The 16,231-nt window shown below is 70.6% G+C and carries 15 protein-coding genes; 9 read left to right on the forward strand and 6 right to left on the reverse strand.

Annotated elements, in window-relative coordinates; genetic code table 11:
• Window positions 1–10: 10 nt before the first annotated feature.
• Window positions 11–769, forward strand: coding sequence for a type III pantothenate kinase (locus ACFY2A_RS07745; protein WP_093409827.1), 759 nt, complete (start codon window positions 11–13; stop codon window positions 767–769).
• Between the two features lie 215 nt (window positions 770–984).
• On the opposite strand, the gene ACFY2A_RS07750 is transcribed toward ACFY2A_RS07745, so the two are convergent.
• Window positions 985–1,725: a class I SAM-dependent methyltransferase gene (locus tag ACFY2A_RS07750; protein ID WP_387169689.1), complete on the reverse strand. Its 741-nt coding sequence runs from the start codon at window positions 1,723–1,725 to the stop codon at window positions 985–987.
• A gap of 91 nt (window positions 1,726–1,816) precedes the next feature.
• On the opposite strand from ACFY2A_RS07750, the gene lysS reads away from it, so the two are divergent.
• The 4 genes from lysS to ACFY2A_RS07770 all read left to right on the forward strand — a co-directional run bounded on the left by lysS (window position 1,817) and on the right by ACFY2A_RS07770 (window position 7,758).
• Window positions 1,817–3,325 carry a lysine--tRNA ligase gene (gene lysS / locus ACFY2A_RS07755; RefSeq protein ID WP_387169691.1) on the forward strand — a complete coding sequence of 503 codons (1,509 nt, stop codon included), beginning with the start codon at window positions 1,817–1,819 and terminating at the stop codon, window positions 3,323–3,325.
• A gap of 114 nt (window positions 3,326–3,439) precedes the next feature.
• Entirely contained in the window at window positions 3,440–3,790 is a 351-nt protein-coding gene (locus ACFY2A_RS07760; protein WP_093409819.1) for an Lsr2 family protein, read from the forward strand.
• Window positions 3,791–4,229: 439 nt separating this feature from the next.
• Window positions 4,230–6,764 (forward strand): ATP-dependent Clp protease ATP-binding subunit, encoded by a 2,535-nt coding sequence (locus tag ACFY2A_RS07765; protein ID WP_363918540.1) that lies wholly within the window; start codon window positions 4,230–4,232, stop codon window positions 6,762–6,764.
• 340 nt (window positions 6,765–7,104) lie between these two features.
• The gene (locus ACFY2A_RS07770) at window positions 7,105–7,758 is read left to right on the forward strand and encodes a C39 family peptidase (RefSeq protein ID WP_363918542.1); all 654 of its coding nucleotides are present in this window, start codon (window positions 7,105–7,107) and stop codon (window positions 7,756–7,758) included.
• 59 nt (window positions 7,759–7,817) lie between these two features.
• On the opposite strand, the gene ACFY2A_RS07775 is transcribed toward ACFY2A_RS07770, so the two are convergent.
• Window positions 7,818–8,720 carry an A/G-specific adenine glycosylase gene (locus ACFY2A_RS07775; RefSeq protein WP_387169694.1) on the reverse strand — a complete coding sequence of 301 codons (903 nt, stop codon included), beginning with the start codon at window positions 8,718–8,720 and terminating at the stop codon, window positions 7,818–7,820.
• Between the two features lie 95 nt (window positions 8,721–8,815).
• Here ACFY2A_RS07775 and ACFY2A_RS07780 point away from each other — a divergent pair, with 95 nt between their 5' ends.
• The 3 genes from ACFY2A_RS07780 to ACFY2A_RS07790 all read left to right on the forward strand — a co-directional run bounded on the left by ACFY2A_RS07780 (window position 8,816) and on the right by ACFY2A_RS07790 (window position 10,787).
• Window positions 8,816–9,328 carry an ACT domain-containing protein gene (locus tag ACFY2A_RS07780; RefSeq protein WP_363917961.1) on the forward strand — a complete coding sequence of 171 codons (513 nt, stop codon included), beginning with the start codon at window positions 8,816–8,818 and terminating at the stop codon, window positions 9,326–9,328.
• On the forward strand, window positions 9,325–9,918 hold the full coding sequence (locus ACFY2A_RS07785) for a peptide deformylase (RefSeq protein ID WP_387169697.1): 594 nt from the start codon (window positions 9,325–9,327) through the stop codon (window positions 9,916–9,918). The genes ACFY2A_RS07780 and ACFY2A_RS07785 overlap by 4 nt, the downstream gene beginning before the upstream one ends.
• 137 nt (window positions 9,919–10,055) lie before the next feature.
• Complete coding sequence (locus ACFY2A_RS07790; RefSeq protein ID WP_387169699.1) at window positions 10,056–10,787, forward strand: hypothetical protein; 732 nt, start codon at window positions 10,056–10,058, stop codon at window positions 10,785–10,787.
• A gap of 73 nt (window positions 10,788–10,860) precedes the next feature.
• On the opposite strand, the gene disA is transcribed toward ACFY2A_RS07790, so the two are convergent.
• The 4 genes from disA to ACFY2A_RS07810 all read right to left on the reverse strand — a co-directional run bounded on the left by disA (window position 10,861) and on the right by ACFY2A_RS07810 (window position 15,467).
• Window positions 10,861–12,039 carry a DNA integrity scanning diadenylate cyclase DisA gene (gene disA, locus ACFY2A_RS07795; protein WP_363917967.1) on the reverse strand — a complete coding sequence of 393 codons (1,179 nt, stop codon included), beginning with the start codon at window positions 12,037–12,039 and terminating at the stop codon, window positions 10,861–10,863.
• A gap of 97 nt (window positions 12,040–12,136) precedes the next feature.
• On the reverse strand, window positions 12,137–13,633 hold the full coding sequence (radA, locus tag ACFY2A_RS07800; protein WP_363917969.1) for a DNA repair protein RadA: 1,497 nt from the start codon (window positions 13,631–13,633) through the stop codon (window positions 12,137–12,139).
• Between the two features lie 78 nt (window positions 13,634–13,711).
• Window positions 13,712–14,440 (reverse strand): hypothetical protein, encoded by a 729-nt coding sequence (locus ACFY2A_RS07805; RefSeq protein ID WP_387169702.1) that lies wholly within the window; start codon window positions 14,438–14,440, stop codon window positions 13,712–13,714.
• Window positions 14,441–14,579: 139 nt separating this feature from the next.
• On the reverse strand, window positions 14,580–15,467 hold the full coding sequence (locus ACFY2A_RS07810; protein ID WP_387169704.1) for a UbiA family prenyltransferase: 888 nt from the start codon (window positions 15,465–15,467) through the stop codon (window positions 14,580–14,582).
• Here ACFY2A_RS07810 and ACFY2A_RS07815 point away from each other — a divergent pair.
• The gene (locus tag ACFY2A_RS07815; protein WP_387169706.1) at window positions 15,466–16,203 is read left to right on the forward strand and encodes a methyltransferase domain-containing protein; all 738 of its coding nucleotides are present in this window, start codon (window positions 15,466–15,468) and stop codon (window positions 16,201–16,203) included. The genes ACFY2A_RS07810 and ACFY2A_RS07815 overlap by 2 nt on opposite strands.
• Window positions 16,204–16,231 lie beyond the last annotated feature (28 nt).

Genomic DNA, 16,231 nt, shown 5'->3' on the forward strand with positions numbered 1-16,231 from the left:
GGCTGCGTGCGTGCTGCTCTGCATCGACATCGGGAACACCAACACCGTGCTGGCGACCTTCGACGGCGACAAGCTGGTGCACTCCTGGCGGATTAAGACCGACGCCCGCTCCACCGCCGACGAACTGGGTCTGATGTTCCGGGGGCTGCTCGCCGGCGACGCCGTCGAGATCACTGGCGTGGCCGCCTGCTCGACGGTCCCGGCGGCCCTGCGCTCGCTGCGGACCATGCTGACCCGCTACTACGGTGAACTGCCGAGCGTCATCGTCGAGCCCGGCGTACGGACCGGGGTGCAGCTGGCCATCGACAACCCGAAGGAGGTCGGCGCGGACCGGGTGGTCAACACCCTGGCCGCGTACACCCTCTACGGCGGGCCGTCGATCGTCGTCGACTTCGGCACCACCACCAACTTCGACGTGATCAGCGGTCGGGGTGAGTTCCTCGGCGGTGCGTTCGCCCCGGGCATCGAGATCTCGTTCGACGCGCTCGCCGCCCGCGCCGCCCAACTGCGCAAGGTCGAGGCGACCCGGCCCAGGTCGGTGATCGGAAAGAACACCGTCGAGTGCCTCCAGGCGGGCCTCTACTTCGGGTTCGCCGGTCAGGTGGACCGGATCGTGGAGCGGATGGCCGCCGAGATGGGTGAGCTGAAGGCGGTGATCGCGACGGGTGGGCTGGCCTCGCTGGTGCTGAACGAATGCCGGACGATCACGCACCACGAGCCGATGATCACGCTGATCGGGTTGCGCATGGTGTACGAGCGGAACGTTTGACGCTTTGGGTTGGCTCTGTGGTTGCGGTGGGGTTTCCGGGCAGCCCGACCGGCTCCGGGCGGTCAGGCTTGATCCCTGCGCCGGTCGGGCTGCCCGGAAACCTTCGGTGGGCCAGCGCCATCCGTCCGTGGGGGTGGGGTCTGTTGTTGGGGTGGCGCGGGTTCGTCCGGGTCTGGCGCAATCTGGTCTGGTGTGGTGCTGGCGCGTGGGTTGGTTCAGGTCTTTCGGGCGCGGGCTACGAGGGTGGTGTACGGGAGGGTGATGGTCTCCCTGGTGGCCAGGTCGGGGTGGGTGCGCAGCAGGGTGCGGACCTCGCGGTCGACCTCGGCTCGCCGCTTCGGGGTGGCGGTGAGGTAGTGGGAGCGGGTGCGGACCAGTCCGAGCAGTTCGTCGGGGGTCAGCGTCGTGGTGTGGGTGAACTCGGCCCACTCCGGGCTGGTGAAGGAGTCTCCGAAGTCGGTCACGCTCTGCCGTAGGTGCTCGACGGTGTCGCCGATTTCGGCGATCCGGCTCAGCTCGGCCACCCAGGCGTACGCGTCGTCCCGCAGGTTCCACAGCGGCGCGAAGACCCCGCCGGGCCGCAGCACCCGGGCGATTTCCGCGTGTGCGCGTGGCCGGTCGAACCAGTGGTACGCCTGCCCGGTGAGGACGGCGTCGGCGTACCCGTCGGGCAGCGACATCGCCTCGGCGCCGCCGGCCAGTGCGCGCACGCCGGTGCTGACCGACGTCAATTGGGCCCGCATGCCGGGGTCGGGCTCGACGGCGGTCACCCGGTGGCCCAGGGTGAGCAGCCCACGCGCCAGGATGCCGGTCCCGGCACCCAGGTCCACCAGTTGCGCGGGAACGTCGATGCCGGCCAGCGCCCAACACAGCGCCGCCGGTGGATAGCGGGGACGGTACCGGTCGTAGTCGACGGCGGCGGTGCCGAACGAGAGGGCCTGAGTGGGGTCGGTCATGACCGGCAGGCTATCCAGTAACGGTCGCCGGGGCGTTTGAGTACGCTCGGGGCTTGACCCCGCCCGAATTCTCCCGCTGAGGAAGCGTGCCGTGACCCAACAGAGCCCCGTGCCAGTCGACCCCGCCGATGACCTTCCCGAGCAGATGAAGGTCCGTCGGGAGAAGCGGGACCGGATGCTCGCCGACGGTGTGCCGCCCTATCCGGTCGGCTACCCGCGTACCAGCACGCTGCGCGAGCTGCGCGAACGTTACGCGGAGCTGCCCACGGACACGGCCACCGGCGACCGGGTCTCGGTCACCGGCCGGGTGATCTTCGTACGGAACACCGGCAAGCTCTGTTTCGCCACCCTGCGCGACGGCGACGGCACCGAACTGCAGGCCATGCTGTCGCTGGACCGGGTCGGCGCGGATCGGCTGGAAGCCTGGAAGCGCCTGGTGGATCTCGGCGATCACGTCGGGGTCACCGGAGAGGTGATCACCAGTCGCCGGGGTGAGTTGTCGGTGCTGGCCGAGGAGTGGGCGGTCACCGCCAAGGCGTTGCGCCCGCTACCGGTGGCGCACAAGCCGCTCAGCGAGGAGGCCCGGGTCCGGCAGCGCTACGTCGACCTGGTCGTCCGACCGCAGGCGCGGCAGATGGTGCGTACCCGGGCGGCGGCGATGCGCAGCCTGCGCGATTCATTGCACGGCGAGGGTTACCTTGAGGTCGAGACCCCGATGTTGCAGTTGCTGCACGGGGGTGCGGCGGCCCGGCCTTTCGTGACCCACAGCAATGCACTCAACACCGATCTGTATCTTCGAATCGCGCCGGAACTATTTCTGAAGCGTGCCGTCGTCGGCGGTGTCGAGCGGGTCTTCGAGATCAACCGCAACTTCCGTAATGAGGGCATCGACTCTTCGCACTCGCCCGAGTTCGCCATGCTGGAGGCGTACGAGGCGTACGGCGACTACAACACGATGGCCGAGTTGACCCGCAATCTCGTCCAGCGGGCGGCGATCGCGGTCTCCGGATCGACGGTGGTCACCCACGCTGACGGTCGAGAGTTCGACCTCGGCGGACAGTGGCGTTCGGTCACCCTCTTCGGCGTGCTTTCCGAGGCGCTCGGGGAGGAGGTCACGGTCCACACCGAGCGGGTGCGCCTGGTCGAGTACGCCGACAAGGTGGGCCTGGCCGTCGACCCGAAGTGGGGGCCGGGCAAGCTCGCCGAGGAACTGTTCGAGGAACTGGTCGTACCCGGGCTGGAGGCGCCCACCTTCGTGCGGGACTACCCGGAGGAGACCAGTCCACTGACCCGCTCCCATCGCAGCGAGCCGGGCCTGGCCGAGAAGTGGGACCTGTACGTGCTCGGTTTCGAACTGGGCACCGCGTACTCCGAACTGGTCGACCCGGTCGTGCAGCGGGAACGCCTGATGGCCCAGGCGCAACTGGCCGCTCGGGGCGACGACGAGGCGATGCGACTGGACGAGGACTTTCTCCGGGCGATGGAGTACGGAATGCCACCGGCCGGTGGCATGGGAATGGGAATCGACCGCCTCCTGATGGCGCTGACCGGCCTGGGAATTCGGGAAACCATCCTCTTCCCGTTGGTCCGCCCCGAGTAGTCGTACGAGAACTTACCGCGTCGTTACCGCATCCTATTGACGCGACAAGCATCCGGCGGGTTATTGTGCTTGTGCAGTTGGCAGGAGCAACCCTGCTCGAAAGGAATGTGGGACGTGGCCAAGCAGATCATTCACAAGCTGGTCGATGACCTGGACGGCGGGGACGCGGACGAGACCGTCAAGTTCGCGCTCGACGGTGTTCAGTACGAGATCGACCTGTCGGGTTCGAACGCAGAGAAATTGCGCGAGGTATTTGCCCCGTACATCGCCCACGGCACGAAGGTCGGTCGCGGCGGTGTGGTCGTCGGTGGTCGGGCCGCCCGTGGTCGCGGTGGCGCGACCGCCGACCGCGAGCAGAACAAGGCCATCCGGGCCTGGGCGCGCAAGGCGGGCAAGGACATCTCGGACCGAGGCCGGATCCCCCAGGAGATCGTCGACGAGTACCACTCGAAGGCCGGTCACTGAGACCAGGCACCAGGAGTGAGCACGACGCCGGCCCGGAGACGCTCTCCGGGCCGGCGTCGTCGTCGCGGGACTATTCGGGGCGTACCGCGCGTTGTCCACAGCCGGTGGATGTCTTGTCCACAACCTGTGGATGGCGCCGTGGCGGTGCCGTCCCCGGGCCGGGGCGCCCCCGTGCGGCGTTCCCGGAGGTCCCGGCCAGCGGGCCGAATTTCGCTCTGCGCGTACACAGACCATGCCCGGAACACCCGTTGAGCGTGGATGGTTGTGCAAAACGACGCGTACCGGGCCTACGACGCAGACACACGAGGTCAGCCGAGTCGGCTCGCGGCGATAGAGTAATGAGGCGCGGACGCCCGTCCCGGGCGCTCGCGTATCCGGCCCCGCCGAGAGTCTTGACCACCAAGATCGAGTGCGCACGGCACGTGAGGAGCACGAGGGCATGTTCGAGCGGTTCACCGACCGAGCGCGACGGGTTGTCGTCCTGGCCCAGGAAGAGGCCCGGATGCTCAACCACAACTACATCGGTACGGAACACATCCTGTTGGGCCTGATCCACGAGGGTGAGGGCGTCGCGGCCAAGGCCCTGGAGAGCCTCGGGATCTCCCTGGAGGGCGTCCGCCAGCAGGTGGAGGAGATCATCGGCCAGGGCCAGCAGGCGCCGAGCGGGCACATCCCGTTCACGCCGCGGGCCAAGAAGGTGCTGGAGCTGTCGTTGCGCGAGGCGCTGCAGCTCGGCCACAACTACATCGGCACGGAGCACATCCTGCTCGGGCTGATCCGCGAGGGTGAGGGCGTCGCCGCCCAGGTGCTGGTCAAGCTCGGCGCCGACCTGAACCGGGTCCGCCAGCAGGTGATCCAGCTGCTCTCCGGCTACCAGGGCAAGGAGCCGGCCGCGGCGGGTACCGCGCCGGGTGAGGCCGCGCCGTCGACCAGCCTGGTGCTGGACCAGTTCGGCCGGAACCTGACCCAGGCGGCCCGGGAGGGCAAGCTCGACCCGGTCATCGGGCGCGAGAAGGAGATCGAGCGGGTGATGCAGGTGCTCTCCCGCCGTACGAAGAACAACCCGGTCCTGATCGGCGAGCCCGGCGTCGGTAAGACCGCCGTGGTCGAGGGGTTGTCCCAGAAGATCATCAAGGGCGAGGTGCCCGAGACGCTGAAGGACAAGCAGCTCTACACGCTCGACCTGGGCGCGTTGGTGGCCGGTTCCCGGTACCGCGGTGACTTCGAGGAGCGCCTGAAGAAGGTGCTGAAGGAGATCCGCACCCGGGGCGACATCATCCTGTTTATCGACGAGATTCACACCCTCGTGGGCGCGGGTGCCGCCGAGGGTGCGATAGACGCCGCGAGCATCCTCAAGCCGATGCTGGCGCGTGGCGAGCTGCAAACCATCGGCGCGACCACCCTCGACGAGTACCGCAAGCACCTGGAGAAGGACGCCGCGCTGGAGCGGCGCTTCCAGCCGATCCAGGTCGGCGAGCCGTCGCTGGCGCACACCATCGAGATCCTCAAGGGCCTGCGGGACCGGTACGAGGCGCACCACCGCGTGTCGATCACCGATGCCGCTCTGGTGGCCGCCGCGACTCTGGCCGATCGGTACATCTCCGACCGGTTCCTGCCGGACAAGGCGATCGACCTCATCGACGAGGCCGGCGCGCGGATGCGGATCCGTCGGATGACCGCGCCGCCGGACCTGCGTGACTTCGACGAGCGGATCGCGCAGGTGCGTCGGGACAAGGAGTCCGCGATCGACGCGCAGGACTTCGAGCGTGCCGCGCAGCTGCGGGACACCGAGAAGCAGCTGCTGGGTCAGAAGGCGCAGCGGGAGAAGGAGTGGAAGGCCGGTGACCTGGACGTCGTCAGCGAGGTCGACGACGAGCAGATCGCTGAGGTGCTGGGCAACTGGACGGGCATCCCGGTCTACAAGCTGACCGAGGAGGAGACCTCCCGCCTGCTGCGCATGGAGGACGAGCTGCACAAGCGCGTCATCGGCCAGGAGGACGCGGTCAAGGCCGTCTCGAAGGCGATCCGGCGTACGAGGGCTGGTCTGAAGGACCCCAAGCGTCCGTCGGGTTCGTTCATCTTCGCCGGCCCGTCCGGCGTGGGTAAGACCGAGCTGTCCAAGGCTCTCGCGGAGTTCCTGTTCGGCAGCGAGGACGCCCTGATCCAGCTGGACATGTCCGAGTTCCACGACCGGTACACGGTCTCTCGGCTGGTGGGTGCCCCTCCCGGCTACGTCGGTTACGACGAGGGCGGGCAGCTGACCGAGAAGGTGCGGCGTCGGCCGTTCAGCGTGGTGCTGTTCGACGAGATCGAGAAGGCCCACCCGGACGTGTTCAACACGCTCCTCCAGATCCTGGAGGACGGTCGGCTCACCGACGGCCAGGGCCGGATCGTGGACTTCAAGAACACGGTCATCATCCTGACCACCAACCTGGGCACCCGGGACGTCGCCAAGGCGGTCTCGCTGGGCTTCCAGGCGTCGGAAGACTCCGAGTCCAACTACGACCGGATGAAGCAGAAGGTCAACGACGAGCTCAAGCAGCACTTCCGGCCCGAGTTCCTGAACCGGATCGACGACACCATCGTCTTCCACCAGCTGCGCGAGAGCGAGATCCTCTCGATCGTGGACATCATGATCCAGCGGATCGAGACCCAGCTGCGGAACAAGGACATGGGCCTGGAGCTGACCGACAACGCCAAGAAGTACCTGGCGAAGAAGGGCTTCGACCCGGTGCTGGGGGCGCGTCCGCTGCGTCGCACGATCCAGCGCGACATCGAGGACAACCTCTCCGAGCGGATCCTGTTCAACGAGCTGACCCCGGGTCAGATCGTGGTGGTGGACTGCGAGGGCGACCCGAACGACATCGACAAGTCCAAGCTCGTCTTCAAGGGGTCCGACCGCCCGGTGGAGGTGCCGGACGCCGTGCCGGCCGACCTCGGCGGCAGGACGGCTGCGGCGGGCGCGGACGAGTAGGTCGTCAGCCGAAGCGACGGCGGCCCGGTGGCGAAATGCCACCGGGCCGCCGTCGTATCTGAGATCGCAGGGGCTGTCCGCCCGACGTATCCGATCGTCCGCTTTGTGGTTGTTTGTCGTGACGGCGGTCACGGTTTGCCTGGGCATGGACCGGTCCTGGGGGTCGTTGTACGGGGAGTAACCGCGACGGCCGCACCGGTCGGCCCGACCCGGAAATGCCGGGCCCGACCAGGTCGTTGCAGACCCGGAGCAGGCGCACCCGCGCCGCCTCCATCCGACGCGGTATCCGCCTCCTCCCATCTCCTGGTGTCGTGTCGATTCCCCGAGACGGAAGGCAACGATCATGACGAGTCCGATCCGCAAGGCTGCCCTGACCGCCGCCGGTGCCGTCTGCGCCGGTGGGATGATTGCCGGCCCGGTGGGCGCGGTCGCTGCCCCGCCGAGCTCCGACCCGCTGGCCGCCGTGACCGAGCGGGGGCACGGCAAGGGTGAGCGGCAGCTGAAGCTCCGTTACGAGGCCCAGCCGAACTTCTACTACTGCGGTCCGGCTGCGGTGCGTAACACCCTGAGCATCCTCAACAAGGACGTTTCCCAGGACGACCTGGCCCGCGAGATGGGCACCACCGAGCGGGGCACCGACTCGGCGTACCTGATCACCGAGGCCCTCAACCGGAAGGCCGGCAAGGATGTCTACCGCACGGTGGAGATCCCCGATCAGGCCGCCAACCGGGCCGAGACCGACCGGCTGCGTGAAGACGTCGTCCGCGCCGTCGACAGCGGCCGGGGCGTGGTGGCCAACGTCGTCGGCACCGCCACCGACCTCGGCGGGGGCAGCCACACCTTCGATGGCGGCCACTACATCGCGGTGACCGGCTACCGCGACGGTGGTGACCAGATGAAGATCGCCGACTCGGCCGACGCTGCCCGGGCCGAGTACTGGATCAGCACCGACGCGCTGGCCGACTGGATCGCCAGCCGCGGCTATTCCGCCTGATCCAGCCCGTCAGATGCTTGAGGGCCGGCCCCGATCGGGGCCGGCCCTCAAGCACGCTCTCAACCTGCCACCGGTGCCGGAGGACCGTCGCCGATCAACCGGAACGATGTCTCACCGATCGACTCGACCAGACCGTCGCTGACCAGTCCGGCGAGTGCCCGGGCCCGCTGCACATCGTCCGCCCACACCTGGTCCAGGCGCTGGTGTGGCACTGGCCCGGTGGCCTCCCGGAGCACTCCGAGCAGCAGGCCGCGTACCTGGCGGTCGGTGCCTGCGTACCGTTGGGGGCGGCGGGTCGGACCGGCTGGAGCCGGGCGCCCGGAGGCTCGCCAGGCGCAGGTCGACTCGACCGGGCACGCCTCGCAGCGAGGCGACCGGGCGGTGCAGACGACCGCTCCCAACTCCATGATGGCGGCGCTGGCCAGGGCCGCTGCGGCCGGTTCGGCGGGCAGCAGTTCCTCGGTGGCGACCAGGTCGGCGGGACGGGTGGTCGGGCCGGCATCCGGTTCTCCGGCCACCGCCCGGCAGACCACCCGACGTACGTTCGTGTCGACCACCGGGTGACGCTGGCCGTACGCGAAGGCGGCGACCGCCCGGGCGGTGTACGTGCCGACGCCGGGCAGGGCGAGCAGCTGGTCCAGCCGGTCCGGCACCGCACCGCCGTGCCGCTCCACGATGGCCACCGCGCACTCGTGCAGCCGGACGGCCCGGCGGGGATAGCCGAGCCGTCCCCACATGCGGATCGCCTCCGCCGGGCTGGACCCGGCCAGGGCGGCCGGCGTCGGCCAGCGCTCCAGCCACGCCTGCCAGGCGGGCACCACCCGGACGACCGGGGTCTGCTGAAGCATGACCTCGCTGACCAGGATCGCCCAGGGGCTCGCCTCGGGCCTGCGCCACGGCAGATCCCGCGCGTGCTGCTCGTACCACCGGCTCACCCGGCCGGCGAATGTGGGTTCTGTCATCGCGTCGCCGATGATGTCACGCACGCGGATCCCGTCGTTCGGACGGTCGGGCGGGCCGACACCGACGGCCCATGACGATCGGGCAGAATGCCCGGATGAACGAGCTTGCGATCACCGTCATCGGCCGGGACCGGCCCGGCATCGTGGCCGACGTCGCCGAGGTGCTCGCCCGGCTCGGCGCCAACCTCACCGACAGCACCATGACCCGCCTGCGGGGACACTTCGCGATGACCCTGATCTGCGTCGGCCCGGCCGCCGCCGAGGTCGAGACCGCGCTGGCGCCGCTGGCCGCCGACGGTCAACTGCTGGCGACCGTACGCGCGGTGACGCCCGACGGTGAGACGGCACCGGCCGGCGAGCCGTACGTGATGGCGGTGCACGGCGCCGACCGGATGGGCATCGTGGCCGCGATGACCCGGGTGCTGGCCGAGGCCGGCGGCAACGTCACCGACCTGAGCACCCGCTTGGCGGGGACGCTTTACGTGGTGGTGGCCGAGGTGGACCTGCCCCCCGGTACCGCCGACGCGCTCGGCGGCCGGCTGGCTGAGGCAGCCGCCGGTCTCGGTGTCGAGGTGACCCTCCGGCCCGCCGAACCGGACCTGCTGTGAGCGGCGCACCGGACGGGTCGAACCCGGACCCGCAGGCCGACGCGTACGTGGGCCTCGGTGACTGGACTCCCGAGGCACTGGGCGCCGGTCGGGTCATCCCGGTGGTCTCCGCCCCGGACCCGGTGCTCAGCCGGCCGGGCGACGAGGTCGATCCGACCGCCGGTGAGACGGTGCGGCTGGCCGCGGACCTGATCGCCACCATGCGGGTGTCGCCCGGCTGCGTGGGCCTGGCCGCCCCGCAGGTCGGGGTGAGCGCCCAGATCTTCGCGGTGGACGTCACCGGGCATCCGAAGACGGTGACCGGGCACGGCGTCTTCGTGCTGTGCAACGCCCGCGTCATCGAGGCCACCCGGTGGAAGGCGGGTCGGGAAGGGTGCATGTCGGTGCCGGACCTGACCGGTGACGTGAAGCGCGCGGGCCGGCTGGTGGTGGAGGGGGCGCTGCCCGGCAGTGCTGAGACCGTACGCCTGGTGACGGACGGTTTCGAGGCGCGTGCCCTGCAACACGAGATCGACCACTGCGCTGGCCTGCTGTTTCTGGATCGGGTGGCCGGCGCACACGCGATCTACCAGCGGAAGGTCTACCTCTGAATCGACCCGGATGGTCGCGCTGAGTGACCGTGGTCGGTGCGAACCGTCGTGAATGGAGGGTCCGATCCGATGGGACGGGGGAGCCACGGCGCGTCGCTGCCGTCCGCCGCACGCGCCGCCGCTACGGTGGGGACATCATGCGTCTGACGGTCGGCCCCCTGCCTCCCACCGTGTACTGGCGGCGTCGCGCCGTCGTGCTCGGTGCGGTGCTGCTCTTCCTGATTGTCCTGTTCTACTCGTGCAACGGGCCCACCGGGGGCAACGACGCGACCGGCGACGGCCAACCCGAATCGGGCGTGGCGACCGGCACGCCGGATCCGACCGGGTCGGTGCTGACTCCGCAGACCGGTTCGCCGCCGTCCGGTGATGCCGGGGCCGACCCCGCCGATCCAGGAAACGAGGCCGATCCTTCTGCCCCGGAGAACGAACCGAGCCTCAGCAATGACCCGCCAGCGGTCGATCCGGTCGCGGACGAAGGCAACTGCGCGGACACTGAACTCTCGGTGACCGCCGTGGCGCTGCCCGCGCAGGCCGCCTCGGGAGCCCACGTCGACCTGAATCTGAAGATCCGTAACAGGTCCGACCGGACGTGCAGCCGGGACGTCGGCGCGACCGCCCAGGAGTTGTACATCAAGGCCGGTGCCGAGGTGGTCTGGTCCTCGGACACCTGTGGCACGGCCGCCGGGTCCGACGTGCAGTCCTTCACCCCCGGCTTCGAACGCTCCTACCAGGTCAACTGGAACGGCAGGGACAGCAGCCGGTGTGCCGACGGTGTGGCGAACGGACCGGCCGTGCCGGCGGGGTCGTACCAGGTCTTCGCCCGGGTGGGCACCAAGCTCAGCCAGCCCGCGAAGCTGGTCCTCAGGTAGTCGATGCTTGGGCCGCCGTGCCGACCGCCGGCTCGGCCTCGGCTCGGTCGGGCGAGCCCTTACAAATTGCTGCCTAGACGTAGCGTTCCAGGATGGACGCCTCGGCCAGTCGCGACAGTCCTTCGCGTACGCCCCGGGCCCGAGCGTCACCGACGCCGTCGACCGCTTGCAGGTCTTCCACTGTGGCGCCCAGCAGCCGTTGCAGGCTGCCGAAGTGCACCACCAGCCGGTCGACCACGGCCACCGGAAGCCGGGGCACCTTGGCCAGCAGCCGGAAACCGCGAGGGCTGACCGCCGCGTCCAGCGCGTCCGAGGCGGCCGGGTAGCCGATCGCCTTGGCGACCGAGACCAGATCGATCAGCTCGGTGGCGCTCAGTAGATCCAGCTCGACCAGCGCCTCGTCGAGGGTCCGGGACTTGCGACCGGTCGGCAGGTAGTCCCGAATGACCAGGGTGCGGTCGGCGTCGACGCCGGCCATCAGCTCGTCCAGCTGAAGGGCGAGCAACCGCCCGTCGGTGCCCAGCTCGACCACGTAACCGGCGATCTCGTCGGCGATCCGGCGGACCATCTCCAGCCGCTGCACCACGGCCACCGCGTCGCGTACGGTGACCAGGTCCTCGATCTCCAGGGCGGACAGGGTGCCGGAAACCTCGTCGAGGCGGAGTTTGTACCGCTCCAACGTGGCCAGCGCCTGATTCGCGCGGGAGAGGATCGCCGCCGAGTCGTCAAGCACGTGCCGCTGACCGTTGACGTAGAGGCTGATGATGCGCATGGACTGGCTGACCGAGATGACCGGGTAGCCGGTCTGCCGGGCGACCCGCTCCGCGGTGCGGTGCCGAGTGCCGGACTCCTCGGTCGGGATGGTCGGGTCGGGCATCAGGTGGACCGCCGCTCGGACGATCCGGGTGCCGTCGCTGGAGAGCACGACCGCGCCGTCCATCTTGCACAGCTCCCGGACCCGGGTCGCGGAGAACTCGACGTCCAGCGGAAAACCGCCCGTGCAGAGCCCTTCGACCACCTTGTCGTAGCCCAGGACGATCAGCGCGCCCGTCCGACCCCGCAGGATCCGCTCCAACCCGTCGCGTAGTGCGGTGCCCGGTGCCATCAGGGCCAGATTGGCGCGCAGCGGGTCACCGGCGACGCCGCCCCCGGTCACGCTCACGCTGATGGGTCGGGCAGGCGAGCCCACGGCAGCGGTGCGGGCGTGGGGCGTCGCGCCGGCTGGCTTGGTGGTATCGCGGTCGATCGGCACGGGCACAGTCTACGGACTGCCCTGCGGTGGGTGCTCTCGCGGTTACTGTGATGTGTCACGATTCCGCCCGCGCTGCCCGACCTGCCCGGTGGACGGCTCACTCCGCCGACGCCCGCGCGGCGGCCTGCAACGCCGAACGGACGTCGGTGACCTCGATCACGCGCATCTGCTCCGGGCCGGCACCGGTGCTGGCGGGCCCACAGCCCGGCGGCACGAGGGCCAGTCGGAAACCGAGCCGGGCCGCCTCGGCCAACCGGCGCGGCACCGCGCCCACCCGGCGCACCTCGCCGGTGAGACCGACCTCACCGATCGCCACCAGGTGCGGTGCGATCGCCAGGTTGAGCCCTCCGGAGGCGACGGCGAGGGCGACCGCGAGGTCGGCTGCGGGCTCCACCACCCGGATGCCGCCCACGGTGGCCGCGAAGACCTCCCGGTCGTGCAGAGTGAGCCGTTCGGTACGGCGCTGGAGCACCGCCAGCACCATCGCCAGCCGGGCGGAGTCCAGCCCGGAGACGGTACGCCGGGGCGAGCCGGCCACGGTGGCACCGATCAGTGCCTGCACCTCGGTGAGCAGTGCCCGGCGCCCCTCCATCGCCACCGTCACGCAGGTGCCCGGGACCGGCTCGGAGTAACGGGTCAGGAACAGCCCGGAGGGGTCGGCGAGGCTGCTGATGCCGCCCTCGTGCATCTCGAAGCAGCCGACCTCGTCGGCGGCGCCGAACCGGTTCTTGACCCCACGCACCATCCGCAGCGACGAGTGCTTGTCGCCTTCGAAGTGCAGCACCACGTCGACCAAATGCTCGAGCACCCGGGGACCGGCGACCTGGCCGTCCTTGGTGACGTGGCCGACCAGCACGGTGGCGACCCCGCGTTCCTTGGCGACCGCGACCAGGGCGGCGGTGACCGCCCGGACCTGGGTCACCCCGCCCGGTACGCCCTCGGTGCCGGTGGTGGAGATGGTCTGCACCGAGTCGAGGACGAGCAGGCCGGGCTTGACCGCGTCGAGGTGACCGAGCACCGCCGCGAGGTCGCTCTCGGCGGCCAGGAAGAGCTGATCGTGCAGGGTGCCCATGCGCTCCGCCCGCAGCCGCACCTGGCTGACCGACTCCTCACCGCTGACCACCAGCGACGGGCTACCCGCTCCGGCGGCCCACTGCTGGGCGACGTCGAGCAGCAGAGTCGACTTGCCCACCCCCGGCTCCCCGGCGAGCAGCACCACGGCACCGGGGACCAGGCCGCCACCGAGGACGCGATCCAGCTCGCCGACCCCGGTGGGCCGGGCCCGGGCCGGTGCCGCGCTGATGGTGGCGATGGGCCGGGCCGGCTCGGCGGGCATCCGGGAACTCACCACGCGGCCCGAGACGGTCGGGCCGGTGATCGTGCACTCGACCACGGAGCCCCACTCGGCGCACTCGGGACAGCGTCCCACCCACTTCGGTGGCTGGTGTCCGCAGGCGTCGCACTCGTACGCGGGCCGGGGCTCGCGAGCAGCGGCGCGGCTTCGCGAGCCGGTGCCCGCCCGGGACGGGGTCGATCGGGAGATGCTCACCCGACCGACGCTAACCCCCGGGTACGACGAGGGCGTCGTCGGCATGGCTGCACCACGCCGACGACGCCGCCGGTGCGTACCTGGAGCGGCCCGGTCGCGGTAGGCGATGCCGGGCCGACGTGCTCAGTGGCCGCCTTCGCCCTCGTACTCGGTGTGCCGCTCGATGATCGGCGACGGTTGAGGCGCGGGGGTGAGCGGTACGGCGATCGGTGCGGGGCTGGTGACCGTCTCGCCACCGAAGTCGAAGGTCAGCGTGACGCTCTGGCCGGCGAGCAGGGCCTCGTTCAGACCGACGAGCTGGAGCACCTGCTCACCCTCGGTGTTGAGCTGCACGTAGCTCAGCGGGGGGATCTCGATCCGGGCCGGACCGGCCGCAGGCGATTCGGTCGGGCTCGGCGACGGGGAATCGTCCGGCGAGGGGGAGTCGTCCGGCGAGGGAGAGTTGCCCGGCGAGGCGGAGTTGTCCGGCGAGGGGGAGCCCTCGGGGGACTGCTCCGGCGACGTGGTGGGCGATGGGCTGGTCGCGGCGGCGACCGAGGTGAGCACCACCTCTCGGGCGTCCGACGAGGTGACCGTCACCGTGACCGGATCCGGTGAGTCGTTGTAGAGGACGACGTTGAGCAGGGCGTTGTCGCCGGCCTGGTAGCCCTCGACACCGGGGTAGGCGACCAGGGCACCGCGTACGGCGTACTTCCCGTCGCCGGCCACGAAGTTGGCGCCCTGGACCGACGGCACCTTGTTGGCCGTCTCGGAGATCTGGCCGGCGCCGCATCCGGACAGCAGCAGCCCGGCCGCCGCGATCCCGGGCAGCAGCACGGCAGCCCGCCGGGAACCCCTGATCGAGCGCCTCACGTCGGTCCTCCTCGTCACGATCACACCCGGCTTGCCCGCCGGAACCGCTGGCCATGCCCGCGCAGACCGGGCTCCAGGGTAGTTGGAGCTGATCGTGGCCCGCACGCCGACCCGGTGCGGCCACCTGCCGGGGTGAGACTCAGCCGAGCCGACCGTTCGTGACCAGCAGGGCGACGTCGATCAGGGCGACCAGCAGCACCGCCCGGAAGGCGGCCACCGGCCGGGCTCCGGCGTGATCGCCGGTCCTGCCCGCGTACCAGGCCACGATGAAGATCACGACGGTGGCGCCGACCGCCGCGAGACCCACGCCCGACGGTGGTCCGGGCGGCCCGAGTACCAACGTGACGGTCGCGGCGATCAGCAGCCCGACGGCGGCCGCCCGGCTTCCCGTCGCACCGAGTCGGTGCGGCAGTCCATGGATCCCGGTCCGGGCGTCGTCGGCGAAGTCGGGCAGCACGTTGGCGAAGTGGGCGCCCGCGCCGAGCAGCGCCGCCGCGACGACCAGCCAGGCCGGGGGCGGCGGAGCGTCGGGCAGCGCCAGCACCACGAAGGCGGGGAGCGCGCCGAAGGAGATCGCGTACGGCAGCACCGAGATCGGGGTGGACTTCAGCGGCCAGTCGTAGAGCAGCGCCGAGACCAGGGCGACAATGGCGCAGATCGCCGCCGTCGGGTTGGTGGTCAGGGCCAGCGCCACGGTCGCGGTGGCGGCCACGGCGGCGGCCGCCGCCACGGTACGCCGGCCGAGCGCACCGGCGGCCAACGGCTTGTCGGTACGCCCGACCGCGGCATCGCGATCCGCGTCGAGCAGGTCGTTGGTCCACCCGACGGTGAACTGGCTGGCAGCCACGGTGAGCACCACCGCGACGACGCCGCCGGGTGGATGCCCGACACCGACGGCGAGCAGACCTGCCACTGTGGTGACCGCCGCGGTCGGCTCCGGATGGCTCGCTCTGACCAGCCCTAACACCGTCGACGACATAACGGAAGTCTGGTCGTTACCGGCGAGTCGTGCCACGCTCGTTGCCATGCGTGACGCCGGCCGCGTGCTGCCCCGCAACGATCCGCGCCAGTACGACGACCTGGCGGACGAGTGGTGGCGGCCGGACGGCGTGTTCGCCATGCTGCACTGGCTGGCCCGGGCGCGGGCCGCGCTGGTGCCCCCGGCGGCACGACCCGGTGCGCTCCTGGTCGACCTGGGCTGCGGGGCCGGGCTGCTCGCCCCACACCTGGTCGGCAAGGGTTACCGACACGTTGGGGTGGACCTGACCCGCTCGGCGCTGGCGCAGGCGGCGGTGCGCGGCGTGACGGCGGTCAACGGCGACGCCACGGCGGTACCGCTATTGGACGGCTGTGCCGACGTGGTCGCCGCTGGCGAGTTGCTGGAGCACGTCCCGGACTGGCGGGCGGCGGTGGCCGAGGCGTGTCGCCTGCTGCGGCCCGGCGGCCTGCTGGTGCTGGACACCCTCAACGACACCGCGCTGGCCCGGCTGGTCGCCGTCCGAATCGCCGAACGTCTGCCCACCGTGCCGCGCGGCATCCACGATCCTCGGTTGTTCGTGGACGACCGGGAGTTGGTCGCCGAGTGCGCCCGACACGGCGTCGACCTGCGGGTCCGTGGTGTCCGGCCAGGGGTACCGGGGCTGCTGCGGTGGCTGCTGCGGCAGGCGACGGGTGCCGCGACGCCAGCCGGTCAGGCACCGCGCATCGTGCCGACCGGGTCGAGAGCGGTGCTCTACCAGGGTCACGGGGTACGCGACGGATAGCTGATTCAGGTGAGGGTATGGCAATGGC

It is taken from the genome of Micromonospora sp. NPDC000442 (genome assembly GCF_042898635.1).
In the GTDB taxonomy this organism is placed as follows: Bacteria; Actinomycetota; Actinomycetes; order Mycobacteriales; family Micromonosporaceae; genus Micromonospora.